This window comes from Cellulosimicrobium sp. BMG9.23 (genome assembly GCF_059159985.1).
The window spans coordinates 35,635-60,700 of sequence record NZ_JBZGBZ010000011.1 but is presented as its reverse complement, the minus strand read 5'-3'; the positions used below and the strand labels follow the sequence as shown (position 1 = coordinate 60,700).

General features: G+C 73.4%; 23 protein-coding genes. 8 read left to right on the top strand and 15 right to left on the bottom strand.

The window, feature by feature from the left end; genetic code table 11:
* Positions 1-18 precede the first annotated feature (18 nt).
* Positions 19-1,722, bottom strand: a complete 1,704-nt coding sequence (locus AC4H2G_RS19025; protein WP_494367303.1) for a serine/threonine-protein kinase — start codon at positions 1,720-1,722, stop codon at positions 19-21.
* Positions 1,723-1,847: 125 nt separating this feature from the next.
* On the opposite strand from AC4H2G_RS19025, the gene otsA reads away from it, so the two are divergent.
* The 4 genes from otsA (at position 1,848) to AC4H2G_RS19005 (ending at position 7,166) form a co-directional block, all read left to right on the top strand.
* Positions 1,848-3,341 (top strand): alpha,alpha-trehalose-phosphate synthase (UDP-forming), encoded by a 1,494-nt coding sequence (otsA, locus tag AC4H2G_RS19020; RefSeq protein ID WP_494367407.1) that lies wholly within the window; start codon positions 1,848-1,850, stop codon positions 3,339-3,341.
* Complete coding sequence (otsB, locus tag AC4H2G_RS19015; RefSeq protein WP_494367302.1) at positions 3,338-4,201, top strand: trehalose-phosphatase; 864 nt, start codon at positions 3,338-3,340, stop codon at positions 4,199-4,201. The genes otsA and otsB overlap by 4 nt, the downstream gene beginning before the upstream one ends.
* Before the next feature lie 208 nt (positions 4,202-4,409).
* Positions 4,410-5,534 carry an ABC transporter ATP-binding protein gene (locus tag AC4H2G_RS19010; protein ID WP_494367301.1) on the top strand — a complete coding sequence of 375 codons (1,125 nt, stop codon included), beginning with the start codon at positions 4,410-4,412 and terminating at the stop codon, positions 5,532-5,534.
* A 372-nt stretch (positions 5,535-5,906) separates the two neighbouring features.
* Entirely contained in the window at positions 5,907-7,166 is a 1,260-nt protein-coding gene (locus tag AC4H2G_RS19005) for a DUF4032 domain-containing protein (protein ID WP_494367300.1), read from the top strand.
* Between the two features lie 145 nt (positions 7,167-7,311).
* Here AC4H2G_RS19005 and rlmB read toward each other — a convergent pair whose 3' ends face one another.
* The 3 genes from rlmB to AC4H2G_RS18990 all read right to left on the bottom strand — a co-directional run bounded on the left by rlmB (position 7,312) and on the right by AC4H2G_RS18990 (position 11,201).
* Positions 7,312-8,301 carry a 23S rRNA (guanosine(2251)-2'-O)-methyltransferase RlmB gene (gene rlmB, locus AC4H2G_RS19000; protein ID WP_494367299.1) on the bottom strand — a complete coding sequence of 330 codons (990 nt, stop codon included), beginning with the start codon at positions 8,299-8,301 and terminating at the stop codon, positions 7,312-7,314.
* Between the two features lie 107 nt (positions 8,302-8,408).
* Entirely contained in the window at positions 8,409-9,839 is a 1,431-nt protein-coding gene (gene cysS / locus AC4H2G_RS18995; protein ID WP_494367298.1) for a cysteine--tRNA ligase, read from the bottom strand.
* A 78-nt stretch (positions 9,840-9,917) separates the two neighbouring features.
* Positions 9,918-11,201 (bottom strand): alanine racemase, encoded by a 1,284-nt coding sequence (locus tag AC4H2G_RS18990; RefSeq protein ID WP_494367297.1) that lies wholly within the window; start codon positions 11,199-11,201, stop codon positions 9,918-9,920.
* 63 nt (positions 11,202-11,264) lie between these two features.
* On the opposite strand from AC4H2G_RS18990, the gene AC4H2G_RS18985 reads away from it, so the two are divergent.
* Positions 11,265-12,650: a D-arabinono-1,4-lactone oxidase gene (locus AC4H2G_RS18985; RefSeq protein WP_494367296.1), complete on the top strand. Its 1,386-nt coding sequence runs from the start codon at positions 11,265-11,267 to the stop codon at positions 12,648-12,650.
* Positions 12,651-12,670: 20 nt separating this feature from the next.
* On the opposite strand, the gene AC4H2G_RS18980 is transcribed toward AC4H2G_RS18985, so the two are convergent.
* Complete coding sequence (locus AC4H2G_RS18980; RefSeq protein WP_494367295.1) at positions 12,671-13,294, bottom strand: TetR/AcrR family transcriptional regulator; 624 nt, start codon at positions 13,292-13,294, stop codon at positions 12,671-12,673.
* 165 nt (positions 13,295-13,459) lie between these two features.
* Here AC4H2G_RS18980 and AC4H2G_RS18975 point away from each other — a divergent pair, with 165 nt between their 5' ends.
* The gene (locus tag AC4H2G_RS18975; protein ID WP_494367294.1) at positions 13,460-14,026 is read left to right on the top strand and encodes a hypothetical protein; all 567 of its coding nucleotides are present in this window, start codon (positions 13,460-13,462) and stop codon (positions 14,024-14,026) included.
* On the opposite strand, the gene ispF is transcribed toward AC4H2G_RS18975, so the two are convergent.
* The 3 genes from ispF to AC4H2G_RS18960 all read right to left on the bottom strand — a co-directional run bounded on the left by ispF (position 14,010) and on the right by AC4H2G_RS18960 (position 15,953).
* Positions 14,010-14,555 carry a 2-C-methyl-D-erythritol 2,4-cyclodiphosphate synthase gene (gene ispF, locus AC4H2G_RS18970; RefSeq protein ID WP_494367293.1) on the bottom strand — a complete coding sequence of 182 codons (546 nt, stop codon included), beginning with the start codon at positions 14,553-14,555 and terminating at the stop codon, positions 14,010-14,012. The two genes, AC4H2G_RS18975 and ispF, sit on opposite strands and share 17 nt — an antisense overlap.
* Positions 14,552-15,307 (bottom strand): 2-C-methyl-D-erythritol 4-phosphate cytidylyltransferase, encoded by a 756-nt coding sequence (gene ispD, locus AC4H2G_RS18965; RefSeq protein ID WP_494367292.1) that lies wholly within the window; start codon positions 15,305-15,307, stop codon positions 14,552-14,554. Before ispD ends, ispF begins: the two co-directional genes overlap by 4 nt.
* Before the next feature lie 163 nt (positions 15,308-15,470).
* The gene (locus AC4H2G_RS18960) at positions 15,471-15,953 is read right to left on the bottom strand and encodes a CarD family transcriptional regulator (protein WP_031315710.1); all 483 of its coding nucleotides are present in this window, start codon (positions 15,951-15,953) and stop codon (positions 15,471-15,473) included.
* 252 nt (positions 15,954-16,205) lie between these two features.
* Here AC4H2G_RS18960 and AC4H2G_RS18955 point away from each other — a divergent pair, with 252 nt between their 5' ends.
* On the top strand, positions 16,206-16,688 hold the full coding sequence (locus AC4H2G_RS18955; RefSeq protein WP_494367291.1) for a hypothetical protein: 483 nt from the start codon (positions 16,206-16,208) through the stop codon (positions 16,686-16,688).
* A 108-nt stretch (positions 16,689-16,796) separates the two neighbouring features.
* Here AC4H2G_RS18955 and pstB read toward each other — a convergent pair whose 3' ends face one another.
* The 6 genes from pstB to AC4H2G_RS18925 all read right to left on the bottom strand — a co-directional run bounded on the left by pstB (position 16,797) and on the right by AC4H2G_RS18925 (position 23,101).
* A complete protein-coding gene (pstB, locus tag AC4H2G_RS18950) occupies positions 16,797-17,576 on the bottom strand; it encodes a phosphate ABC transporter ATP-binding protein PstB (protein WP_494367290.1) in 780 nt (259 codons plus the stop codon).
* A gap of 89 nt (positions 17,577-17,665) precedes the next feature.
* Positions 17,666-18,730, bottom strand: a complete 1,065-nt coding sequence (gene pstA / locus AC4H2G_RS18945; RefSeq protein ID WP_494367289.1) for a phosphate ABC transporter permease PstA — start codon at positions 18,728-18,730, stop codon at positions 17,666-17,668.
* Positions 18,730-19,710, bottom strand: a complete 981-nt coding sequence (gene pstC / locus AC4H2G_RS18940; protein WP_494367288.1) for a phosphate ABC transporter permease subunit PstC — start codon at positions 19,708-19,710, stop codon at positions 18,730-18,732. Before pstC ends, pstA begins: the two co-directional genes overlap by 1 nt.
* Before the next feature lie 88 nt (positions 19,711-19,798).
* Positions 19,799-20,941, bottom strand: coding sequence for a phosphate ABC transporter substrate-binding protein PstS (locus tag AC4H2G_RS18935; RefSeq protein ID WP_494367287.1), 1,143 nt, complete (start codon positions 20,939-20,941; stop codon positions 19,799-19,801).
* A gap of 187 nt (positions 20,942-21,128) precedes the next feature.
* Positions 21,129-21,836 (bottom strand): response regulator transcription factor, encoded by a 708-nt coding sequence (locus tag AC4H2G_RS18930; protein ID WP_494367286.1) that lies wholly within the window; start codon positions 21,834-21,836, stop codon positions 21,129-21,131.
* Complete coding sequence (locus AC4H2G_RS18925) at positions 21,833-23,101, bottom strand: sensor histidine kinase (RefSeq protein ID WP_494367285.1); 1,269 nt, start codon at positions 23,099-23,101, stop codon at positions 21,833-21,835. The genes AC4H2G_RS18930 and AC4H2G_RS18925 overlap by 4 nt, the downstream gene beginning before the upstream one ends.
* A 253-nt stretch (positions 23,102-23,354) precedes the next feature.
* On the opposite strand from AC4H2G_RS18925, the gene phoU reads away from it, so the two are divergent.
* Positions 23,355-24,038, top strand: a complete 684-nt coding sequence (phoU, locus tag AC4H2G_RS18920) for a phosphate signaling complex protein PhoU (protein WP_494367284.1) — start codon at positions 23,355-23,357, stop codon at positions 24,036-24,038.
* Positions 24,039-24,287: 249 nt separating this feature from the next.
* On the opposite strand, the gene AC4H2G_RS18915 is transcribed toward phoU, so the two are convergent.
* Entirely contained in the window at positions 24,288-25,025 is a 738-nt protein-coding gene (locus AC4H2G_RS18915; RefSeq protein ID WP_494367283.1) for a phosphoglyceromutase, read from the bottom strand.
* Positions 25,026-25,066 lie beyond the last annotated feature (41 nt).

Genomic DNA, 25,066 nt, shown 5'->3' with positions numbered 1-25,066 from the left:
GTCGTCCGCCCGGGGAGGTCAGCTGAGGTCCGGCGGGCCCGGGAACGGCCACCACTCGACGGGGCGGTCCGACGCGAGCAGCACCACGCACACGACGGTGAGGGCGATCCCGAGGCCGAGGAGGACGAGCGTCCCGGTGCGCCCGGGGGCGACCCGGGCGAGCGCGGTGCGGGTCCCGTAGCGCGTGAGGTAGGTGAGCGGACCGACCCACGCGAGCACGACCGCCGCGAGCATCGCGACCACGAGCAGGACGGTCGTCACGACGGGCGAGTTGCCGCCGTCGGGCCCCGCGACGACGACCCAGCGGTCCGCCTCGAGCAGCCACCACCCCGCCACGACGACCAGCACGCCCGCGCACGCCGCGACGAGCAGCGACGGGAGCGCGCCGAGGAGCGCGCGCAGCACGTACCAGGGGGACGCCGCGACGGAGCGTGCGGTGTCGCTGCGCTGCACGCCACGCCGTTCACGGCGCGTGTGCAACGACTCCGTGGTGACGCCGACGACGCGCGCGAGCACGACGAACAGCGCGAGCGCGCCGAACGCGAGCCCGGGGAACATCGCGCCCAGCAGCACGAGCGGCACCGCGAGGAGCGCGAGCGCCGTGCGCCGGGACGCGGGGACCGGGCGCACGTACAGCGGCTCGCCCGCCTCGTCCGAGGGCGGGGCGCCGAGGTCGTCGAGCAGGTCGGGGTCGGCGAGCCCGTCGGCGGGCACGGCGACGGTCCGGCCGTCGTTCACCTGCGTCTGGGACGCGGGCAGGGGCGGCGGCACGACCGCGGGGGCAGCGGCCCACGCGGCACCCGCAGCGACGGCGGCGGGTGCCACGACCTGGGTGGGGCCGGTCGGCGGGCCGACGAGCTGGGTGGGAGCGTCGCCCGTGTCGGCGGCGCGGCGCAGCGCCGCGACGACCTCGGTCGGGCCGAGACGCCGGGTGGGGTCGGCGTGCAGCGCGCCCGCGAGCGCCTGCGCGGTGACGGGTCCGAGGCCGGCGAGGTCGGGCCGTCCGCTGCGAGCCCGGGCGAGCACGACGTCGGTCGGCCGCACGCCGAACGGCGCCCGGCCCGTCGCCGCGTAGGCGAGCACGGCGGCCCAGCCCCACCAGTCGGTGTCGGCGCTCGGCGCCGCGCCCTCGAGCAGCTCGGGCGCGAGGTAGCCGGGCGTGCCCATGACCAGGCCGGTCGACGTGACGCGCGCGTCCTCGAGCCCCTGCGCGATGCCGAAGTCGATGAGCACGGGACCGCGCGACGCCACGAGGACGTTGCTCGGCTTGAGGTCGCGGTGGATGACGCCCGCCGCGTGCACGGCCTCGAGCGCCGCGGCGAGCTGGTCGGCGAGCTCGTACAGGTCCCACGCGTCGAGCGGCCCGCCGTCGGCGATCTCGTCCTCGAGCGTCGGGCCGTCGACGAGCTCGGTGACGATGAACGCGTCCGGGCCGTCGAGCTCGACGTCGAGGATCTGCGCGACGGCCGGGTGCCGCAGCCGCTGGAGGGCCAGCGCCTCGCGGCGCAACCTCTCGCGGCCCTGCGCCGCGGCGTCGACGTCGACGTGCGCGTGGAGGAACTTGATCGCGACGAGGTTGCCGCCGCCGTCGTGCGCGCTGTGCACCGTCCCCATGGCGCCGGAGCCGAGGCGCGCGCCGATGAGGTAGCCCCCGACCTCGCTGCCGGGTGCCGGCCCGCGGCCGCCCGCCGTCGGGGCGACGCGCTGCGTGGACTCCTCCATGGTGACAAGGTAGCCGCAGACGCGACGTCCGGCGGCCCGGGACGGTCGGTGTCGACCCGCGCCGTCCGCGACCGTCCGTCTACCCTGGGACGCGCCATCCGCGTTCCATCGAAGCACCAAGGAGAATTCCGTTGTCAGGCAAAGAAGGGTTCGATCTCGTCGTCGTGGCCAACCGGCTGCCCGTGGACTTCACGGTGGACGCCAGGGGTGACGTCTCGTGGGACCGATCGCCGGGCGGCCTGGTCACGGCGCTCGAGGCGGTCATGAAGTCCTCCGACGGCGCGTGGGTCGGCTGGTCCGGTGCGCCCGACCTCGCCCACGAGCCGTTCGACGCCGACGACATGCGCCTCGTCCCCGTGACGCTGACCGCCGACGAGATCGAGCGCTACTACGAGGGCTTCTCCAACGACACCCTCTGGCCGCTCTACCACGACGTCATCTCGCCGCCCACCTACCACCGCACGTGGTGGGACGCGTACCGCCGCGTCAACCAGCGCTTCGCCGACGCCGCCGTCGCGCAGGCCGCACCGGGCGCCGTCGTGTGGGTGCACGACTACCAGCTCCAGCTCGTGCCGCAGATGGTCCGCGAGCAGCGGCCCGACATCCGGATCGGGTTCTTCAACCACATCCCCTTCCCCCCGCTCGAGCTGTTCCAGCAGCTCCCGTGGCGACGCCAGGTCCTCGACGGCCTGCTCGGCGCCGACCTCGTGGGGTTCCAGCGGGCGGGCGACGCCGCGAACTTCATCCGCGCGGTCCGCCGGCTGCGCGCGTACACGACGCGCGGCCCGATGATCACGGTGCCGACGGCCGCGGGCCACGACCGGCACGTGCGCGCGGCCGCGTTCCCCATCTCCATCGACTCCCGGCGGTTCGACGAGCTCGCGCGCACCCCCGAGGTGCAGCAGCGCGCCCGCGAGGTCCGCGCGGACCTCGGCGACCCCGACGTCATGATCCTCGGCGTCGACCGCCTCGACTACACGAAGGGCATCCGCCACCGCATCAAGGCGTACGGCGAGCTGCTGCAGGACGGCCGGCTCGACGTCGAGCACGCCACCCTCGTCCAGGTCGCGAGCCCGAGCCGCGAGAACGTGGACGCCTACCAGGAGCTGCGCGAGCACGTCGAGGGCGCGGTGGGCCGCATCAACGGCGAGTACGCCGAGATCGGGCACGCGGCCATCCACTACCTGCACCACTCCTACCCGCCCGAGGAGATGGCCGCGCTGTACCTCGCGGCGGACGTCATGCTCGTCACGTCCCTGCGCGACGGCATGAACCTCGTCGCGAAGGAGTACGTCGCGGCCCGCTCCGACGACCGCGGCGTCCTCATCCTGTCGGAGTTCACGGGCGCCGCCGACGAGCTCGCGTCCGGGGCGCTGCTCGTCAACCCGCACGACATCGACGGGATGAAGGACATCATCGTCGCGGCCGCGCACATGGACCACCGCGAGCAGCGCAAGCGCATGCGCCGCCTGCGCCGCCGCGTCCTCGCGGACGACGTCGCCAAGTGGTCGGAGTCGTTCCTCGGCGTCCTGACCGCCATGCCGTCGCGGGTACCGCGCCGGCCCGCAGAGCCCATCGACCGCGCGCAGCAGGACGACGCCGCGGAGCGCGACGCATGAGCGGCGCCCTGCCCGCCGGTGTCGCGCTGCCGCCCGACGTCGCCGACGCCGTCCTCGCGTTCGCGGGCGACGGCGACGGGCCGCCCCGCGCGCGCCTCGTCGCCCTCGACTTCGACGGGACGCTCGCGCCGCTCGTCGACGACCCCCTCGCCGCGCGCATGACGCCCGCGGCCCGGGCAGCCGTGGACCGCCTCGCGGCGGCGGCGCGAGGGACGACGACGCGGCTCGCCCTCGTGTCGGGACGCAACCTCACCGATCTCGCCGAGCGGGGAGAGCCCCCGGTCGGGACGTTCCTCGTCGGGAGCCACGGCGCCGAGACAGGACGCGTGACCGAGCACGGCGTCGACGCCGTCCCCCTCGTGCTCACCGACGCGCAGGAGCGAGCGCTCGCCGAGCTGAGGACCGGCCTGGCCGCCGCGGTCGCCGGGCGCGACGGCGCCTGGGTGCAGGAGAAGCCGAGCGCCGCCGTCCTGCACACCCGGCTCGCCTCCGCCGAGGACACCCTGGCGGCCGAGGCCGCCGCCGACGCGGTGGCCGAGCACCTCGGGCTGCACGCGATGCACGGCAAGGACGTCGTCGAGATCGCCGTCCTCACCGTGTCGAAGGGCGAGGCGGTGGACCGGCTGCGCGACGACGTCGGGCAGGACGCCGGGACGACCGGCCGGACGCGCGTCCTGTACGCGGGCGACGACACGACCGACGAGACGGCCCTCGCGATCCTCGACGGCGACGACCTGGGCATCAAGGTGGGGCCGGGCGCGACCGCCGCGTCGCAGCGCGTGCCCGACGCCGACACGCTCGCCGCCGCTCTCGACCTCCTGGCGCGCGCCCTGGGCGGCGAGGTCGGGACCGGATCGTGACCTTCGAGGCACCCGGGTGTGACCTAGCACTCAGCCGCCAGGGGTAGTATCGGCTCCACGATGACGTCGGGTCCCTGTGGGGGTCCGACTTCATTTGTGTCGTCGAAGACACGCTCGTCCGCCATCGCGAACAGCTACGTCGAAGTGGCACGTCACTGCACAACGGATCGTCCGGCACGTACCTGCCGGTGGAGGGATGTACCAGATCATGGCTACGGTCACCTACGACCACGCAACGCGGCTCTACCCCGGGACCGAGCGCCCCGCGGTGGACCAGCTGAACCTGCACATCGAGGACGGCGAGTTCCTCGTCCTCGTCGGCCCCTCGGGCTGCGGCAAGTCGACCTCGCTCCGCATGCTCGCGGGCCTCGAGGACGTCAACGCGGGCAACATCTACATCGGCGACCGCGACGTCACGGACGTCCAGCCGAAGGACCGCGACATCGCGATGGTGTTCCAGAACTACGCGCTGTACCCGCACATGTCCGTCGCGGACAACATGGGCTTCGCCCTGAAGATCGCCGGCAAGCCGAAGGCGGAGATCCGCCAGCGCGTCGAGGAGGCTGCGAAGATCCTCGACCTCTCCGAGTACCTGGACCGCAAGCCGAAGGCGCTCTCCGGTGGTCAGCGTCAGCGTGTCGCCATGGGCCGCGCGATCGTGCGTCAGCCCCAGGTGTTCCTCATGGACGAGCCGCTGTCGAACCTCGACGCCAAGCTGCGCGTCCAGACCCGTACGCAGATCGCGTCGCTCCAGCGTCGTCTCGGCGTCACCACGGTCTACGTCACGCACGACCAGACCGAGGCCCTCACGATGGGTGACCGCATCGCGGTCCTCAAGGACGGTCTGCTCCAGCAGGTCGGCACCCCGCGCGAGATGTACGACACCCCGCAGAACGTTTTCGTCGCGGGCTTCATCGGCTCGCCCGCGATGAACATCGGCACGTTCACCATCAACGGTGGCGTGGCCGAGGTCGGCCCCGCCCGACTGCCGCTCGAGCGCGACGTGGCCGCGAAGATCTCCGAGGCCGACAACGGCAAGGTGACCATCGGCTTCCGTCCCGAGGCCCTCGACGTCGTGTCGCAGGCCAACGAGAGCGCGTTCCCCGTCGAGGTGAACATCGTCGAGGAGCTGGGCTCCGACGCGTTCGTCTACGGCACCCTCAAGGGCGAGCTGGCGGCGCAGGCCGACGTCCACTCGGGCGCCGGCGACAACCAGGTCATCGTCCGCGTCGACCCGCGCAACGTCCCCGCCAAGGGCGAGCGCATCTACGTGGCGATCCGCCCGGGCAACTCGCACGTCTTCTCGGCCGCGTCGGGCCAGCGCCTCAGCTGACCTCCGCACCGCCGACAGGGCGGGTCCGACCTCAAGGTCGGGCCCGCCCTTCGTCGTCCGGGCGCCCGGCCCGCCGAACCCCGGGTTGTGCGCCACGTGAGCGCTCACCTGCGTCATAACCCCGGGTTCGCCACCCCACCCCGCCGAACCCCGGGCTGTGCCGCATTCCAGTCCTGCCTTGAGCCACAACCCAGGGTTCGGCATCTCAGCCCGCCGACGCCGGAGCAGGGGTGGGGCGGGTCGTGGCGGGTCTGGCGGGAGGACCCGAGGAACGAGGGTCCGGATGGTAGACCCGCCCGCCCCTCGCGCAGGCGTCGGCGGACCGAGCCCGAGCCCGAGCCCGAGCCCGAGACAGCACACCGACCATGGACAATGGGACGCGTGACGGTGCACAACCTGCAGATCACCGCGTCTGCCCCCGACCCGGCTCTGCTCGACCTGCCCTGGGACGTCCCGCTCGAGGACTGGCCGGCCGAGACGCTCGCGGCCCTCCCCCGCGGTATCTCCCGGCACATCGTGCGGTTCGTCCGCCTCTCGGGCCGGGTGATCGCGATCAAGGAGATCGGCGAGTCGGTCGCGTACCGGGAGTACGAGCTGCTGCGTCAGCTACGCCGGCTCGAGGTGCCGAGCGTCGTGCCCGTGGGCGTCATCACTGGCCGCAAGGACCCCGACGGCGAGCCGCTCGAGGCGGTGCTCGTCACGGAGCACCTGCAGTTCTCGCTGCCGTACCGCGCGCTGTTCAGCCAGTCTCTGCGGCCGGACACCGCGACGCGTCTCATCGACGCGCTGGCCGTGCTCCTCGTGCGGCTGCACCTCGTGGGCTTCTACTGGGGCGACGTGTCGCTGTCCAACACGTTGTTCCGCCGGGACGCGGAGACGTTCGCGGCGTTCCTCGTGGACGCGGAGACGGGCGACCTGCACCGCGAGCTCTCGCCGGGCCAGCGCTCGTACGACGTCGACCTCGCACGGACGAACATCATCGGCGAGCTCATGGACCTGGCGGCGGGCGAGCTGCTCGACGAGGACGTGGACGAGATCGCGATCGGCGACGCTCTCGTCACGCGCTACGAGGAGCTGTGGGAGGCGCTCACGACGTCGGAGTCGTTCGACGCGGACGAGCGGTGGCGGGTCGCGGCGCGTATCGAGCACCTGAACGACCTGGGCTTCGACGTCGGCGAGCTCGCCATCACGACGGACATCGACGGCACGACCGTGCAGATCCAGCCCAAGGTGGTCGACGCGGGCCACCACTCCCGGCGCCTGCTGCGCCTCACCGGTCTCGACGTCCAGGAGAACCAGGCCCGGCGCCTGCTCAACGACCTCGACTCGTACCGCGCGGCGGCGGACCGGCAGAACGACGACGAGGAGTTCGTCGCGCACGACTGGCTGAGCGGGGCGTTCGAGCCGACGATCCAGGCCGTGCCCCGCAACCTGCGGCGCAAGCTCGAGCCGGCGCAGCTCTTCCACGAGATCCTCGACCACCGGTGGTTCATCTCGGAGCGCGCTGGCCGCGACGTGCCGATGGCGGAGGCGACGCGCTCGTACGTCGAGAACGTGCTGCAGCACCGGCCGGACGAGAAGTCGATCCTCGGGCTCGCGCCGGGCGAGAAGGACCCGGAGTACTACGGCTGACCAGGTGCAGCGGCCGTGCGCGCCTGTCAGTGCTCCACGGGCCCGGTGGACGGTGCAGCGCTGACAGGTCGTGGGCGTGCGCGCCTGTCAGCGCTCCACGGGTCCCGTGGGCGGCGCAGCGCTGACAGGGCGTGGGCGTGCGACGTCAGTCCTGCGCCGCGCGCAGCCGCGCGACCTCGTACAGCGAGATGCCGGTCGCGACGGCGGCGTTGAGCGACTCGGTGTCGGAGCCGATGGGGATGGACGCGACGACGTCGCACGCCTCGCGCACGAGGCGCGAGAGCCCCTTGCCCTCGGACCCGGCGACGACGACGAGCGGCTCGGTCGCGAGCTGGAGGTCGCCGATCGACGTCGTGCCGCCCGCGTCGAGCCCGACGACGAAGCAGCCCGCCTTCTTCAGCTCGCCGAGCGCGCGCACGAGGTTCGTGGCGCGCGCGACGGGCACGCGTGCGGCGGCGCCGGCGGACACCTTCCACGCCGACGCGGTGACGCCGGCGGCCCGACGCTCGGGGACGAGCACGCCGTGCGCGCCGAACGCACCGGCGGAGCGCAGGACCGCGCCGAGGTTGCGGGGGTCGGTGACGCCGTCGAGCGCGACGATGAGCGGCGCACGGTCGGACGCGGCCGCGGCGTCGAGCAGGTCGTCGACGTCCTTGTAGTCGTACGGCGGGACCTTGAGCGCGACGCCCTGGTGGACCGCGCCGTCGGTCAGCCGGTCGAGCTCGGGCTTGCCGACCTCGAGCAGCTCGTAGCCGCGACCCGACACGATGTCGAGGATCTCGCGCGTGCGGTCGTCGGCGTCGAGGCGCGAGAAGAGGTAGACGGCATCGACGGGGATGCCGGCGCGCAGCGCCTCGAGCACGGAGTTGCGGCCGGTGACGATCTCCTGGACGCCACCACGGCCCTTCGGGGAGCCGCCGCGGCCGCTGCGCGCACCGCCCGGTCGCTGGCCCGCGGCCTTCTTCTCGGCGGCCGCCTTGCGCTGATGAGCCGGGTGGTAGACGCGGTCCTCGGCCTTGGGCGTGGGGCCGCGACCCTCGAGCGCCTTGCGGCGCTGACCGCCGGAGCCGACGGTCGCGCCCTTCTTGCTCCCGGCCTTGCGCATCGCGCCGCGTCGTTGTGAGTTGCCTGCCATGGGTCTGCCCGTCGTGTCGTCGGTCGTTCAGGTCGTGGTGCGCCGCCGCGCGGGGCGCGGGCGGCTGAGGCCGGGGTTCTCGTGCGAGTCCCTCGGTCCATGCTCGGTCAGCCGAGGCTCCAGCGCGCGCCGTCGGCGGAGTCCTCGACGACGATCCCGGCCGCCGCGAGGCGGTCCCGGATCGCGTCGGCGGTCGCGAAGTCTCGTGCGGCACGGGCGTCGGCGCGGGCCGCGATCTCGGCGCCGACGACCGCGTCGAGCGCGGCCGCATAGCGTGAGTCGCCCGCGTCGGCCCACTGCGGGTCGCCCGGGTCGAGGCCGAGCACCTCCAGCATCGCGCGCAGCGCGACGAGGTGGTGGCGCGCGACGGCGTCGGCCGCGCTGCTGCGGTCGGCGAGCGCCGAGTTCCCCGCCCGCAGGTGCTCGTGCACGACGGCGAGCGCCGCCGGCACGTTGAGGTCGTCGTCCATCGCGGTGGTGAAGGCGGTGGGCAGCTCGGCGTCGCGCACGTCGCCGACGTCCCCCACGCGCTCGGTGGCGCGCTCCACGAACCCGGCGAGGCGCTCCCACGTGGTCTGCGCCTCGGTGACGGTCGCGGGCGTCCACTCGAGCATCGAGCGGTACTGGACGGACGCGAGCGCGTAGCGCAGCACGGCGGGGCTGGTCGACGCCAGGACCTCGCGCACCAGGAGCCCGTTGCCGAGCGACTTGCTCATCTTGGTGCCGCCCTGCGTCACCCACGCGCTGTGCAGCCAGTGCCGCGCAAAGCCGTACCCCGCGGCACGCGACTGCGCCTGCTCGTTCTCGTGGTGCGGGAAGCGCAGATCGAGGCCGCCGCCGTGGATGTCGAACGTGTCGCCGAGGTAGCGCCGGGCCATCGCGGAGCACTCGAGGTGCCAGCCCGGCCGCCCGCGCCCGAACGGCGTCTCCCACGACGCCGTCGCCGGCTCGCCCTCCTTGGGCGCCTTCCACAGCGCGAAGTCGCGCGGGTCGTGCTTGGCGGCGGCCTCCTGCGCGTCGGCGGGGACGTCGTCGGGCACGGGGTTGAGATCCTCGAGGCGCTGGTTGGTGAGCGAGCCGTACTCGCGCCACGACCGCACGTCGAACCAGACGTCGCCCGGCCCGGTGGTGTACGCGTGGCCGCGCTCGACGAGCCGCTCCATGAGGTCGACCATGTCGGGGACGTGCCCGGTCGCGCGCGGCTCGTAGGTGGGCGGCTGCACGCCGAGCGCGTCGTACGCGGCGGTGAACGCGCGCTCGTACGTCGCGGCCCAGGCCCACCAGGGCTCACCCGCGGCCGCGGACTTGGCGAGGATCTTGTCGTCGATGTCCGTGACGTTCCGGATGAGGGTGACGCGTGACCCCGCGCGACGCAGCCAGCGCACGAGGACGTCGAACGCGACGGCGGAGCGCATGTGACCGATGTGGGGTGCGGCCTGGACGGTCGCGCCACACAGGTAGATGCCGACCTCGCCCGCGGTCTGGGGCACGAAGTCGCGCACGTCCCGCGTGGCGGTGTCGAACAGGCGAAGGGTCACGTCCGCAAGGGTACCGGGGCGGCGCGTCGCGGTCCGAACCGCGCTCCCGACGCCGGGCCTGCGACTCCGCCGCGACGGTCAGCCGAAGGCGCGCCCCTCGCCGCGGTAGGTCGGCACGACGTCCACGACCTCGTCGCCCCGCACGAGGTGCACGACGTCGAAGCGTTCCATCACCTCGCCGGCCTTGGCGTGGCGGAACCACACCCGGTCGCCGACCTCGAGGTCGGCGGCCCGCCGGCTCGTGCGGTGCAACGGGGTCTGGACCTCTCCCGCGCCCTCGCGCCCGGTGAGCGACCACCCGGGCGTCGCGACGAGCGGGAGCCGGCTGCGGGCCGCGGGCCCGGACGCGACGTACCCGCCGCCGAACGCCGTGGCCCAGCCCGGCGCCGGGACGCGGACCACGTCGAGCCCGAAGAACGCCGCGGGTCGCGGCCGGAACGCGCGGTACCCGTCGAACAGTCCGGGCACGTAGAGGCCCGATCCGGCGGTCACCTCGGTCACGACCGGGTCCGCGGCCGACGTCTCGAGCGACCCGGTCCCTCCCGAGTTCACGAGCTCGACGTCGTGCCCGACGACGCCCCGCACCGCCGCGGCGACCTCGCCGCGGCGGGTCGCGAGGTCGGCCACCGACGCGCGCTTGACGAGCCGGACGGTGGGGCTTGCGTCGGGGAGCCCGGCGACCTGCGCCTCGTAGAACATGACGCCGCGCAGCCGCAGCCCCGGCTCGGCGGCGACGCGCGCGGCGAGGGCCGCGGCGTCGCCGGGGGTTCGCACGGGCGAGCGTCGCGTGCCGAGGTGCGCGACGAACGGGCCGACACCGACGCGCAGGGACGCGTCGACGTCGAGGGCCACCTGCACCGGCGCCGCGTCCGCGCCGAGGCCGCCCCCGGCGAGCGCCTGGCGGACGAGGGCGACGTGCGCGGCGTCGTCGACCATGAGCGTGATCTCGCGGCGCGCCTCCTCGTCCCGGGCCAGCGCGGCGAGCGCACCCCGGTCGACGCTGGGGTACGCCACGAGCACGTCGCGCGTGCCCTGGCCGACGAGCCACAGCGCCTCGCGCACCGAGAACGCCATGACGCCGCGGAACCCGCGGTCGAGCGCGCGGCCCGCGAGGGCCCGCACGCGCACCGACTTCGACGCGAGGCGGACGGGTGTGCCTCCGGCGCGCGCGATCAGCTCGTCGGCGTTCGCGTCGAACCGGTCGAGGTCCACGACGGCGAGCGGGCCGTCCAGGCGCTCGGTCGCCCGGGTGAGGCGCGCGAGCAACGAGGGCGACGTCCCGGACCCGGGTCCCGTGGTGTCCTGCTCGTCGGTCGCTGCGTCGCGGCCCCCTACCGCTCGCGCCGTCGTGGCCTCGCCCATGGGAGAAACGTACGCCACCGCGACGACGCCGACGGACGAGTCGCCCGTGAGACAGTACGTGCTGTGAGCAGCGACGACGCCCTCGTCTGGACCAACTGGGCCCGCACGGCCACCGCGAGCCCGCGCCGTCGGGCCACCCCGCGGGACGAGGCCGATCTGGCCGGCCACGTGGCGCGCGCCGCGGACGACGGGCTGCGCGTCCGGGCCGTCGGGGCAGGCCACTCCTTCACTCCCGCGGCGGTCACCGACGGGCTGCTGCTCGACCTCGACCGGCTGAGCCTCGTCGAGCGCATCTCCCGCGAGGGCGACGCCCTGCACGTGACGGTCGGCGCGGGCATCCGCCTGCACCGGCTCAACGAGGCCCTCGCCGCGGCGGGGCTCGCGATGCGCAACCTCGGCGACATCGACCGGCAGTCGGTCGCCGGCGCGATCTCGACAGGCACGCACGGGACGGGCGCGCGCCTCGGCGGGCTCGCGACCCAGGTGCGCGGCGTGCGGGTCGTCGGCGCCGACGGGACGGTCCGCGAGGCGACGCCGACGCAGGACCCCGAGCTCTTCGAGGCGAGCCGGCTCGGGCTGGGCGCGACGGGCGTGCTGTCCGCGGTGACGCTCGAGGTGGTCCCGGCGTTCCTCCTGCGGGCGCAGGAGGAACCGTGGCCCCTCGACCGCGTGCTCGACGGGCTCGCCGCGCCGGACGACGACCCCGACGGGTTGGTGGGCGGCAACGACCACGTCGAGTTCTACTGGTTCCCGCACACGCGGCGCGCCCTCACCAAGCGCAACAACCGCCTGGCGCCCGACGACGAGGCGGTGGAGCTCGAGCGCCTGCGCACCGGTCCGGGAGCCGTCGCCCGCGCCCGCACGTGGGTCGACGAGGAGCTGCTCTCCAACGGTGCGTTCGAGCTCGTCAACCGCGTCGCGAAGGCCGTGCCGCGCGCGACGCCGCACCTCAACGCGGTCGCGGCCCGCGCGCTCGCACCGCGCACGTACGTCGCGCCGTCGTACCAGGTGTTCGTCACGTCGCGTCGGGTCAGGTTCCGCGAGATGGAGTACGCGGTGCCGCGCGACCGGCTGGTCGACGTCCTCACGGCGGTCGACGCCTGGCTCGAGCGCTCCGGTGAGCACGTCCCGTTCCCGGTCGAGGTGCGCTTCGCGGCGCCCGACGACGTCTGGCTCTCGACGGCGCACGGTCGCCCGACGGCGTACGTCGCCGTCCACCAGTACGCCCGGCTGTCCCACGAGCGGTACTTCGACGCGGTCGAGAGGATCGTCGCCGAGGTCGACGGCCGACCCCACTGGGGCAAGCTCCACGGCCTCGACGCCGCGAGGTTCCGCGAGCTCTACCCCCGGTTCGACGACTTCCTCGCCGTGCGCGACGCCGCCGACCCCGCCGGCGTGTTCACGAACCCGTACACCGACGCGGTCCTCGGCCAGCCGCCGGGCCGGTAGGTCGGCCGCGCCGCAGCCCGTCAGGCGCTCGCCCGGCCCCCGTCGTCCTCCGGCTGCACGACCTGCGTCAGGACGTAGTCGGCGAGCGCGTGGAAGCTCGCGACCGCGACGTCGTCGTCCTGCTCGACCAGCCAGGCGATCTCGATGCCGTCGATGTAGCCCGCCACGAGCCGCGACAGGAAGCGCACGTCGAGCCGGTAGGTGACCCCCGCGCGCCGGGCGACCTCCTCGAGGATCCCCTGCGTCATGTTCCACGTCTGCTCGAGGTGCGCGTGCGCGACGGACCGCAGCGCACGGCTGCGCACCCCGGCGGTGGCGAACTCGAACGTCAGCAGGCGCATGTGCCGGCGGGGCGTGAGCCCTTCCCACAGCGCGTCCGCCGCGGCGTGGGCGAGCACGACCACGTCGGTGCTCACGTCGAGCGACGCACGGACCGGCTCGGACGCGACGAGGGCGAGGCTGTTGCCCATCGCCTGGAGGAGCTCGTCCTTGTCCTCGAAGCAGTAGTGGACGACGCCCAGGGAGACACCCGCCTCGGCGGCGACCCCACGGATGGTCACCGCTTCCACCCCCTCGCGGACCGCGATGGTCATCGCGGCGTCCACGAGCTGGGCCCGGCGTTCTTCGACGGACATACGGTTCATGTGCGGTTCATCCCATGTGTCGTGCTCTGGGAAAGTGAAACACATCGCGAGGCTTCCCACGATCGTACGGGCCCGCGATCGCCCTGGCACCCGGGGTCCGCGGCGCGCGAGAATGGCGCGTCGGACGAAACACCCCGACGACCTCACCTGACGAGACGGAGCACCGTGCGACCTGCTCACCGCCCCCTGCTCTTCTGCGCGGTCCTCGTGGCCGCCACGCTCGCCCTGGCAGGCTGCGGGGCGTCCGACGAGCCCGGCGCGACCGCGAGCCCGGCGACGTACGCGGTCCCCGACGTCCCCGTCTCGGTGACGGTTCCCGCGGGCTGGGAGCGCCTGACGCAGGACGGCGCGTTCGCGGTCCGCTCCCCCGACGGGTTCGGCGACCCGGCGTTCCGCGCCGACGTCGTCGTCACGGGCGAGGCAGGGGACGGCGCGCTCGACGACGCCGGCGCCGCCACCGCGGAGCGCGTCGCCGCGATCGACGGCTGGGTCCCCGACACCGAGGGCCAGGGCGCGACGACCCTCGGGGAGACGCCCGCCTACCGCGTCTCGGGCACGGTCGACGTCGGCGGGACGCCGGTCGCCCAGGAGGTGGTGCTCGTCGGGTCGACCGCCGAGGACGGCGAGCCGTGGACGGTGTACCTCACCGCGTCCCACGCCGTGGAGGACGCCACCGGGGCGGAGGAGGCACGGTCCGTCCTGACGAGCGTGCAGGTCACGCCGGCGGGCTGACCGCCACGACGAGCGCCGTCGCGACGGCCGCGACGCCCTCCCCGCGCCCCGTGAGGCCGAGGCCGTCGGTGGTCGTGGCCGTGAGGGTCACGGGGGCACCCGCCGCCGCGCTGAGCGCAGCCTCCGCCTCGGCCCGGCGGGAGCCGACGCGCGGCCGGTTGCCGATCACCTGGACCGCGACGTTGCCGATCTCGAAACCCGCCGCCCGGACGCGGCGCGCGGCCTCCGCGAGCAGCCTCGCGCCGCTCGCCCCGGCCCACTCCGGCGCGGACGTGCCGAAGTTCGACCCCAGGTCCCCGAGCCCGCTCGCCGAGAACAGGGCGTCCGCTGCGGCGTGAGCGGCGACGTCGGCGTCCGAGTGGCCCGCGAGCCCTCTCTCCCTCGGCCAGTGCAGGCCGCCGAGCCACAGGGGGCGGTCCTCGCCCTCGGCCGCGTACGCGTGGACGTCGACCCCGACGCCCGTGCGCGGGAGCCCTGACGGCACCCCCGGCGGCGAGGACCGGACGACGGGCTCCGACGGATCGGTCATCGCGACTCCTGGAGGGTGAGCTCGGCGACCCGCAGGTCGTGGCGCGTGGTGATCTTCGCCGCAGCGAGGTCTCCCGGGACGACGTGCACCGCGTGCCCGAGGTCCTCGACGAGACCGGCGTCGTCGGTCGCCGCCGTCGACTCGTCGTCCGCGCGGTGCTCCGCGGCCGCGTGAGCCCTCTCGAGCAGGGCGCGGTCGAAGCCCTGGGGCGTCTGGACCGCGCGCAGCGCCGACCGGTCGATGGTCCCGGTCACCCGCTCGGCGCGCACAGGGTCGTCGGGAGCCGCGGGGTCGACGCGCTTGACGGTGTCGGTCACGGGGAGCCCCGGGACGACGGCGAGGTGCCCGGCGCGGACCGCCTCCACCACGCGCCGCACGAGAGCGGGCGGCGCGAGGGGGCGGGCGGCGTCGTGCACGAGGACGACGTCCACCGGACCGGCACCGGGCACCGGCTCCGCAGCGGCCAGGCCTGCTCGCAGCCCGGCGGCGACGGACGCCTGGCGGGTGCCCGACCCGGCGACGGCGCGCACGGGACGGTCGACGCCGGGATCGTCGCGCAGCATCGCCGCGACGTGGTCGACGAGATCCGGTGGCGCCGTCACGACGATGGCGTCCACCACGCCGGATGAGCACAGGCGCCGCGCGGCGTGCACGACGAGGGGCAGGCCGTCGAGCTCGACGAGCGCCTTCGGGACGTCCATCCCGAGGCGCGTCCCGGAGCCCGCGGCGGTGAGGACGGCGAGAGTCGGCACGGCCACACCGTATCCCGGGTCGTGGCCCGAGCGTCCCGCCGTGAGGTCAGGTGCGCCCGAGGTGGGAACGACGACGGGAGGGTGGTCGTCCGTGGACGGCCACCCTCCCGAGGTGTCGAGCGGCGGGCGGTTCGACGAGCTGCCCGGTGGTTCGACCGGTGGGTCAGGACGCGAGGACCTCGTCGAGGATTGCCTCGGCCTTGTCCTCCTCGGTGTGCTCGGCCAGCGCGAGCTCCGAGACGAGGATCTGGCGAGCCTTGGAGAGCATCCGCTTCTCCCCGGCCGACAGGCCCCGGTCGGCGTCCCGGCGGGAGAGGTCACGCACGACCTCCGCCACCTTGATGACGTCACCCGACGCGAGCTTCTCGAGGTTCGCCTTGTACCGGCGGGACCAGTTGGTCGGCTCCTCCGTGTAGGGTGCACGAAGCACCTCGAAAACACGGTCGAGGCCTTCCTGGCCGACGACGTCACGCACGCCGACGAGGTCGACGTTCTCGGCTGGGACTTCGATGGTCAGGTCACCCTGGGCGACCTTGAGCTTGAGGTAGATCTTGTCCTCGCCGCGGATCGTACGCGTCTTGATCTCTTCGATCAGTGCGGCGCCGTGGTGCGGGTAGACAACGGTCTCGCCTACTGTGAACGTCATCTGCAGATGTCCCCTTTCGCGGAGGTCCATCTTACCACGGGCCTCTGCGGATATCTGAGCCCCGGGCATCCTCCCGCAGGCCCCAGCATCGGTGTTAATGCAGGTCAGGGGCGTCTCGAGGCCTCGTCACGAACACCTCGCGAACGCCCCGCGAACAGCCCACGGACGCCTGCGCCACGGCGAGCAGCACCCGCGGACGAGGACCCACTAGGCTTGGCCCGAAACCCTCCCCCTCGCGCCCCTGGAGAGCACGTGACCCGCACCACGACCACCCGAGCACGCCGGACCCTGCGGGCCTGGGCCGTCCCCGTCGTCGTCGCGACCGTCGCCGCCACCGCCGCGTGCTCCCCCATCGAGACGAACCGGCCCTACTCGCCGTCCGACGGCCTCCGGGTGAACCTCACGGACGACCTGCGCGGGCTCAACCTCATGATCGTCACCGCGGGCGAGGGCGAGCCGGGCGCCGTCATCGGCGCCTTCGCGAACGACACCGGCGAGGACGTCGAGTTCGAGCTCGCTCCCGAGGGCGGCGCCGGTCTGACCGTGCCCGTCGAGGCCGGGTCGACCGTGTACCTCGGCACCGAGGACGGCTTCGACGCCCAGCTCGGCAGCGTCGACGTCGCGCCGGGCAGCGTCCTGCCCGTGACCGTCTCCGTGAGCACGGGCGAGGAGGAGACCCTCTCCCTGCCCGTCCTCGACGGGACGCTCGAGGAGTACGCGCACCTGGTCCCCTGAGCCGACCGCGGCCGCCCGCCGCGCTACGCCGAGCAGCACGACGGCGCCGCTCCCCTCGGTGGAGAGCGGCGCCGTCGTGCGTGGGCCCGCGAAGCCGGGCGTCGGGGCTCAGCCGAAGCGGCCGGAGATGTAGTCCTCCGTGGCCTGCTGGGACGGCGAGGAGAACATCGTCGCGGTGTCGTCCATCTCGATGAGCCGGCCGGGCTTGCCGGTGCCCGCGATGTTGAAGAACGCGGTGCGGTCGCTCACGCGCGCCGCCTGCTGCATGTTGTGCGTGACGATGACGATCGTGTACTCGTCCTTCAGCTCCGCGATGAGGTCCTCGATCGCGAGCGTCGAGATCGGGTCGAGCGCCGAGCAGGGCTCGTCCATGAGGAGCACCTGCGGCTTCACCGCGATCGCGCGGGCGATGCACAGGCGCTGCTGCTGCCCGCCGGAGAGGCCGGACCCCGGACGGTCGAGGCGGTCCTTGACCTCGTTCCACAGGTTCGCGCCACGCAGCGACTCCTCGACGAGGTCGTTGGCGTCCGACCGCGAGATCCGCTTGTTGTTGAGCTTGACGCCCGCGAGCACGTTCTCCTTGATCGACATCGTCGGGAACGGGTTGGGGCGCTGGAACACCATGCCGACCTGACGACGCACGGCGACGGGGTCGACGCCGTTGCCGTACAGGTCGACGCCCTCCATCGCGACGGTGCCCTCGACGCGCGCCCCCGGGATCACCTCGTGCATCCGGTTGAGCGCGCGCAGGAAGGTGGACTTCCCGCAGCCGGACGGGCCGATGAACGCCGTCACGGACTTGGGCTCGATCGCCATGCTGACGTCCTGCACGGCGAGGAAGTCGCCGTAGTAGATGTTGAGGTCCTTGACGTCGATGCGGTTGCTCATGTCGTGCGGTCCTTCCGAGGTCCCGGCGCGGTGCGCCGCCGGCCGAGGGGTCGTGTGGTCCCCGCCGCGGCGGGCGGGGGTCGCGGTGCTCATCGGCCCTTCTGGGGCGAGAACCAGCGGCCGACGAGTCGGGCCACGAGGTTGAGCAGCATCACGATGATGATGAGGGTGAGCGCTGCGGCCCAGGCGCGGTCGACGCCCGTCCCGCCCTGCGCCCACTGGCGGTAGGCGAACACCGGCAGGGTCGCCATGCGTCCGTCGAAGAGGTCCCAGTTGACCGAGTTGACGAGCCCGATCGTCAGCAGCAGCGGGGCCGTCTCGCCGATCACGCGCGCGACGGCGAGCATGACGCCGGTGACGATCCCCGCCATCGCGGTCGGGAGGACGACCTTGACGATCGTGAGCCACTTCGGCACGCCGAGGGCGAGGGACGCCTCGCGCAGCTCGTTCGGGACGAGGCGCAGCATCTCCTCGACCGAGCGGATGACCACCGGGGTCATGAGCACGGCGAGCGCGACGGCGCCCATGATGCCCGCGCGGTAGGCCGGGCCGAAGATCAGCGTGAAGAGCGCGAAGGCGAAGAGGCCCGCGACGATCGACGGGATGCCGGTCATGACGTCGACGAGGAACGTGATGCCGCGGGCGAGCGCGCCGCGGCCGTACTCGACGAGGTAGATCGCCGTGAGGATGCCGAGCGGGACCGCGATGACGGAGCACGCGAGGGTGACGAGCAGCGTCCCGACGATCGCGTGGTAGACACCACCGCTCGTCATGGCGCCGTAGACGCCCATCATGTCGGTGGTGAGGAACTCCCAGCTGAAGAGCGCGACGCCCTTCGAGAGGACGGTCCACACGAGCGAGACGAGCGGGATCATCGCGAGGAGGAACGCGAAGGTCACGAGCGTCGTCGCGAGGCGGTCGGTGGCGTAGCGGCCGCCCTCGACCGCGCGGGACGTGATCGTCAGCCCGACGGCGTAGAGCACGGCGCCCAGGCCGACGACGCCGCCGAGCGTCGGCTCGGCGACGACGAGGAGCACGAGGAACGCGACGACGAGCGACCCGCCGACGAACGCCCAGGGCACCCAGCGCGGGAGGCGCGTGCCGCTCGCCGTCAGCTCCAGCGCCGTCTGCTGGACGGGTGTGTCGACGGTCATCAGTTGGCTCCCGAGAAGTCCTTGCGGCGGGCGACGATGGCGCGCGCGGCGAAGTTGACGGCGAAGGTGATGACGAAGAGCGCGAGGCCCGTGGCGATGAGGACGCTCACGGAGAGCCCCGACGCCTCGGGGAACTGCGCCGCGATGTTGGCCGCGATCGTCTGGTGCTGGCCCGGCTTGAGCAGGAAGAAGGAGTAGAGCATCCCGGGCGAGATGACCATGAGCACGGCCATGGTCTCGCCCAGCGCACGACCGAGGCCGAGCATCGCGGCGCTGATCACGCCGGAGCGGCCGAACGGGAGGACGGCCTGGCGGACCATCTCCCAGCGCGTCGCGCCGAGGGCCAGCGAGGCCTCCTCGTGCAGCGTCGGCGTCTGGAGGAAGACCTCGCGCGAGACGGCGGTGACGATCGGCAGCAGCATCACCGCGAGCACGACGGCGGCGGTCATGATGTTGCGCGCCGGAGCCTGGTAGCCCTCGAACAGCGGGATGAACCCGAGCGACGAGGAGAGCCAGCGGAAGAACGGGTCGAGGATCGGCGCGAGCCACAGCGCGCCCCACAGGCCGAAGACGACCGACGGCACGGCGGCGAGCAGGTCGACGAGGTAGCCCAGGCCCTGCGCGAGGCGCCGCGGTGCGTAGTGCGAGATGAAGAGCGCGATGCCGACGGAGACGGGCACCGCGAGGAGCAGCGCGAGGATCGACGCGAGCACGGTCCCGAAGACGAGCGGGCCGATGTACGCGAGCAGCGACCCCCCGGAGAACCAGGAGATCTCGGCGAGCTCCTCAGGGCTCGCCGTGAGGGCCGGCCACGCCTCGATGACGAGGAAGGCCGCGACGGCGGCGAGCGTGACGAGGATGATGATGCCGGCGCCGTGCGCGAGGCCGGAGAAGATCTTTCCGCCGACGCCGGCCGTCGGCCTCGCGCGCTGCGGGGACGCGGCCTCGGCGCTGCGCCGGGGTGGGCTGGTGACGCTCACTGGTGCTCCGTCGTGTGGTGGGGAGGTGCGGGGGGACCACCGCGGGCGGGCGGAGGGGCGAGTCGCCCTTCCGCCCGCCCGGGGGAGGTCAGCCCTGGACCGTGATGCTGTCGAGCGCTGCCTCGACCTCGGCACGCAGGTCGTCCGAGATCGGGGCCGAGCCGGCGACGTCGGGCTCGGCCGCACGGGCCTGGCCCTCCTCGCTGGCGACGTAGCCGAGGTAGCCCTTGACGTTGTCGACGTCGGCCTGCTCCTCGTAGGTGCCGCACGCGATCGAGTACGAGATCAGCACGAGCGGGTAGGCGCCCGGCTCGGTCGTGGTGCGGTCGAGCTCGACCACGAGCCGGGTCTCGGTCGCACCCTCGACGCGCGGCGACGCGTCGACGACGGCGGCTGCAGCCTCGGGCGAGAACGGCACGTACTCCGCGCCGACCTTGAGCGCGACGGTGCCGAGGTCACCGGCACGCGAGGCGTCCGCGTAGCCGATCGCGCCCTCGGCGCCGGTCACCGTGTCGATGAGGCCCTGCGTCTGGGCGCCGGACTGGCCACCCTCGACCGGCCAGTCACCGCTGGCCTCGTGCGGCCAGGCGCCGTCCGACGCCGCCGCGAGGTACTCGGTGAAGTTCTCCGTCGTGCCCGACTCGTCGGAGCGGTGCACGGGGATGATGTCGATCGCGGGGAGCTCGACGCCCTCGTTCTCGGCGACGATCGCGGGGTCGTCCCACGTGGTGATGTCACCGTTGAAGACCTTGGCGAGCGTCCCCGCGGACATGTTGATGTTGTCGGCGTCCACGTCCGGCAGGTTGTAGACGACCGCGACGGGGCTGATGTAGAGCGGGAGCTCGAGGACGTCGCCGCCGTAGCAGCGCTCCTGCGCCGCGGCCAGCTCCTCCTCGTCCAGCGCCGCGTCCGAGCCGGCGAACTGCGTCGCGCCGGCGATGAACTGCTCACGGCCGCCGCCGGAGCCGACGGCGTCGTAAGTGACGGTCACTCCGGGAGCGAGGTCCCCGAAACCGGCGATCCAGCCCGCGACGGCGTTCTCCTGGGAGGAGGCGCCCGCACCGGCGAGCGTGCCGCTGAGGCTCTCGAGGTCGCCCCCGGCAGAGCTCTCGGTGCCGCCCGGCTCGGTGTCGGAGCCGTCCGAGCCGTCGGAGCTGCAGGCAGCCAGCGTGAGGGCGAGAGCGCCCACCATGACCGCGGTACCCGCGCGGGAGATTCGGCTGAGCTTCACGAGTCGATCCATCCTGTTCGAAGCTGTGCGAGGCACCGGCGAATACCGGTGACGCTCAGGACGGTAGGAGGAGCGGGTGACGCGTTCACCGAGTCCCGATGAACGCGAGGTGAACAGTGCACAGACGTTTCCGGGCGAGGTGGCCCTCGTCCCGGAACGCCCCTTCGCGGGCGCACCGGACGCGCGGCTACGGCTGCGCGGCCACGCCGTCGGCGATCTTGTACCCGAGGCCGCGGACCGTGAGCAGGAACCGCGGCGAGGCCGGCTCGGGCTCGATCTTCGAGCGGATGCGCTTCACGTGGACGTCGAGCGTCTTCGTGTCGCCGACGTAGTCCGTGCCCCAGACGCGGTCGATGAGCTGCCCGCGCGTGAGGACGCGGCCTGCGTTGCGCAGCAGGAGCTCGAGGAGCTCGAACTCCTTGAGCGGGAACGGCACGACCTCCCCCGCGACGGTCACCGTGTGCCGCTCGACGTCCATGCGCACCGGCCCGACCTCGAGCGTCCCGTCGTCGACCGCCTCGTGCCCGTTCTCCCCGCCCTTGCGGCGCAGCACCGCGCGGACGCGGGCGAGCAGCTCGCGGAACGAGTACGGCTTCGTCACGTAGTCGTCCGCCCCGAGCTCGAGCCCGACGACCTTGTCGATCTCGGAGTCCTTCGCGGTGAGCATGATGACGGGGACATCGCCGCGCTGGCGCAGCTCGCGGCAGACCTCCGTGCCGCTCAGGCCCGGGAGCATGAGGTCGAGGAGCACGATGTCGGCCCCACCCGCGTCGTACTGCTCCAACGCCTCGGTGCCCGTGGCCGCCTCGACCACGTCGAAGCCCTCGCGCCGCAGCTGGTACGCCAGCGGGTCGCGGTACGACTCCTCGTCCTCCACCACCAGGATGCGCGTCACGCGCCTACCTCCTTGTTCCGTACGTCGTCGTTCGTCGTGTCGTTCGTCTCGCCGGCGTCGGCCGCGCCCCTCGCGCCGACGCCCCGGGTGCTCCCGGAGAGCCCGTCGTGGTCCGCGCCGGCGGGGATCTGCACCGCGGCGGGGATGCGGATCGTGAAGGTCGAGCCCCGGCCGGGCTCCGACCACATGGTCACCTCTCCACCGTGGTCGGCGGCCACGTGCTTGACGATGCTCAGGCCGAGCCCCGTCCCGCCCGTGTCGCGAGAGCGCGCCGGGTCGATCCGGTAGAACCGCTCGAACACGCGGTCCTGCTCGTCGGCCGCGATCCCGATGCCCTGGTCGACCACGACGATCTCGACCAGGTCGCCGGCCCGCGCGACCCCCACCCCGACCCGCGTGTTCTCGCCCGAGTACGCGACCGCGTTGTCGAGGAGGTTGCGCACCGCGGTGACGAGGAGGTTGTGGTCGCCGTACACCGCGGCGTCGAGGTCGCCGCCGGTCGTGAGCGTGATGCCCTTGCCCTGCGCCGTCGTGCGCGCGCGGTCCACGGCCTCGTCGATCACTCCGCGGACGGGGACGACCGTGACCTGCTGCAGCGCCCCGGCCACCTGGAGCCGGGAGAGCTCGATGATCTCCTGCACGAGCGCGGACAGCCGGGTCGCCTCGGACTGCATGCGCGCCGCGAACCGCCGCACCGCGACCGGGTCGTCCGCGGCGTCCTGCACCGTCTCCGCGAGGAGCGCCAGCGCACCGACGGGCGTCTTCAGCTCGTGGGACACGTTCACCACGAAGTCGCGCCGGATCGCCTCCACGCGGCGCGCCTCGGTCCGGTCCTCGGCGAGCACGAGCACGTGGTCGGGCCCGACCTGCGCGACGCGTACCTGGAGCAGCACGGTGCCGCGGCCGACCGGACCGCGCGGCAGCTCGAGCTCCTCGTCGCGGATCACGCCGTCGCGGCGCACGTCGTCGATGAGGTCCCGGATCGCGGCGTGCGCGATCGCGTCGCCCCGCACGACCCCGAGCGCGTACGCGGGCGGGCTCGCGCGCACGACGTCGCCCTCGCCGTCGAGCACGACGGCCGCCGACCGCAGCACCGCGAGCACCCGGACGAGGCCCTCGTCCAGCTCGCGTGCCGGTTCGGGGGCGGCCCTGCGCTGCTCGCGCTCGCTCAGACGGAACGCGACCGCGGCGACGACGCCGACGACGACGCCGACGATCCCGGCCAGCAGCACGGTCGCGCCCTCGATGAGGCTCTCGGCTTCCACACGTCCAGCGTACGGTCGGCCGTGACGCGTCTCGGACTGCGAGCCGCTCTCCCCGGACCGGGACGGCAAGAGTTCACCTTGCGGCGTCCTGGTGTTCATCGCGCGGACCATCGCGGATGGAAGGGTGACCGGAGCCGACGACGCATCCGGCTGCCAGGAACCTGCGAGGACCACGAGGAGCACTGCGCCGGCGCGTCCCGGGCGCGCCGACCGGTGCTGTCCGGTGCCGTCCGGTCACGACGAGAGGGAAGCGATGCGGGAGATCTTCGAGGCCGAGCTGAAGCAGGTCGGTGACGACCTGGCCGAGATGAGCCGGCTGGTCGAGGCGGCCATGAACCGCGCCGGGCAGGCGCTGCTCACGGCAGACCTGCAGCTCGCGCAGCAGGTCATCGCCGCCGACCACACCATCGACGCCATCGAGCGCGAGCTCGACGAGCGCTGCGTCCTCCTGCTCGCGAAGCAGCAGCCGGTCGCCACCGACCTGCGCGTCGTGGTCAGCGCGCTGCGCATGAGCGCGACGCTCGAGCGCATGGGCGACCTCGCCCGTCACGTCGCGCAGGTGGCCCGCGGCCGCTACCCCTCCCGCGCCATCGCGCCGACGCTGCACCGGACGTTCGAGCAGATGAACGACGCCGCGGTCCGTGTCGCACGCCGCACGACGACGCTCCTCACGACCCGGGACCTCACGGTCGCGGCGAACATCGAGCGCGACGACGACCTGCTGGACCGTCTCCACCAGGACACGTTCACGGCCCTGCTGGACCACTCCTGGGACGGCACGACGCAGGAGACCGTCGACGTGACGCTCGTCGGCCGCTACTACGAGCGGTTCGGCGACCACGGCGTCTCCATCGCGAAGCGCGTCACGTACCTCGTCACAGGCGACTTCGCCGACGACCGCGGCGTCCCCTCGGGCCAGACCCGCGCGACCGCCTGACGCCGCCGCACCAGAAGCACGCTGTGGCCCGTCCGGAGCTCCGGACGGGCCACAGTGCTTTCGGCGCCCCCGGGAGCGGGCTCGGGACGGAACCACGCGCCCGGGAGACGGCAACGACGAGGACGGGTGACCTGGCGGGGGCGCGGATCGTGGCGGGCCTGGCGGGAGCGCCGACGAAGGAGGCGCGGATGGTAGATCCGCGCCCCCGCCAGGTCGGCCGTCCGGACTCGACCGGACGACGCGGGAGCGTTACCGGCCCTGGTTCGCCACGGCCGCGGCGGCCGTCGCGGCGGCCTCGGGGTCGAGGTAGCGGCCGCCGCGCGTGACGGGCACGAAGTTCTCGTCGAGCTCGTACAGCAGCGGGATGCCCGTCGGGATGTTGAGCCCGGCGATGTCCTCGTCGGAGATCCCGTCGAGGTGCTTGACGAGCGCGCGCAGCGAGTTGCCGTGCGCGGCGACGAGGACGGTCTTGCCGGCCTTCAGGTCCGGGACGACCTCGCCCTCCCAGTACGGCAGGGCGCGCTCGAGCACGTCCTTGAGGCACTCCGTGCGCACGACGGGCGCGTCGGCGTAGCGCGGGTCCGCGTCCTGCGAGAACTCCGAGCCGAGCTCGATCTCCGGCGGGGGCGTGTCGTACGAGCGGCGCCACAGCATGAACTGCTCCTCGCCGTACTGCTCGAGGGTCTGCTTCTTGTCCTTGCCCTGCAGCGCGCCGTAGTGGCGCTCGTTGAGGCGCCAGGACCGCTTCACGGGGATCCAGTGGCGGTCGGCGGCGTCGAGCGCGAGGTTCGCCGTCGTGATGGCGCGGCGCAGGAGCGAGGTGTGCACGACGTCGGGCGCGATCTGCGACTCCGCGAGGAGCACGCCGCCACGCTTCGCCTCCTCGACGCCCTTCTCGGAGAGGGCCACGTCCACCCAGCCGGTGAAGAGGTTCTTGGCGTTCCAGTCGCTCTCGCCGTGGCGGAGCAGCACGAGGGTGTAGGTCATGGCTCCATCCTGCCGCACGGCTCAGGGGCGGGGCACGTCCG

Excerpts from the sequence above, each read along its gene's own strand:
- AC4H2G_RS19025 (WP_494367303.1), bottom strand. The coding sequence starts at position 1,722 with ATGGAGGAGTCCACGCAGCGCGTCGCCCCGACGGCGGGCGGCCGCGGG.
- otsB (WP_494367302.1), top strand. The coding sequence starts at position 3,338 with ATGAGCGGCGCCCTGCCCGCCGGTGTCGCGCTGCCGCCCGACGTCGCC.
- AC4H2G_RS19010 (WP_494367301.1), top strand. The coding sequence starts at position 4,410 with ATGGCTACGGTCACCTACGACCACGCAACGCGGCTCTACCCCGGGACC.
- AC4H2G_RS19005 (WP_494367300.1), top strand. The coding sequence starts at position 5,907 with ATGGGACGCGTGACGGTGCACAACCTGCAGATCACCGCGTCTGCCCCC.
- rlmB (WP_494367299.1), bottom strand. The coding sequence starts at position 8,301 with ATGGCAGGCAACTCACAACGACGCGGCGCGATGCGCAAGGCCGGGAGC.
- AC4H2G_RS18990 (WP_494367297.1), bottom strand. The coding sequence starts at position 11,201 with ATGGGCGAGGCCACGACGGCGCGAGCGGTAGGGGGCCGCGACGCAGCG.
- AC4H2G_RS18980 (WP_494367295.1), bottom strand. The coding sequence starts at position 13,294 with ATGAACCGTATGTCCGTCGAAGAACGCCGGGCCCAGCTCGTGGACGCC.
- ispF (WP_494367293.1), bottom strand. The coding sequence starts at position 14,555 with ATGACCGATCCGTCGGAGCCCGTCGTCCGGTCCTCGCCGCCGGGGGTG.
- AC4H2G_RS18960 (WP_031315710.1), bottom strand. The coding sequence starts at position 15,953 with ATGACGTTCACAGTAGGCGAGACCGTTGTCTACCCGCACCACGGCGCC.
- pstB (WP_494367290.1), bottom strand. The coding sequence starts at position 17,576 with ATGAGCAACCGCATCGACGTCAAGGACCTCAACATCTACTACGGCGAC.
- pstA (WP_494367289.1), bottom strand. The coding sequence starts at position 18,730 with ATGACCGTCGACACACCCGTCCAGCAGACGGCGCTGGAGCTGACGGCG.
- phoU (WP_494367284.1), top strand. The coding sequence starts at position 23,355 with ATGCGGGAGATCTTCGAGGCCGAGCTGAAGCAGGTCGGTGACGACCTG.
- AC4H2G_RS18915 (WP_494367283.1), bottom strand. The coding sequence starts at position 25,025 with ATGACCTACACCCTCGTGCTGCTCCGCCACGGCGAGAGCGACTGGAAC.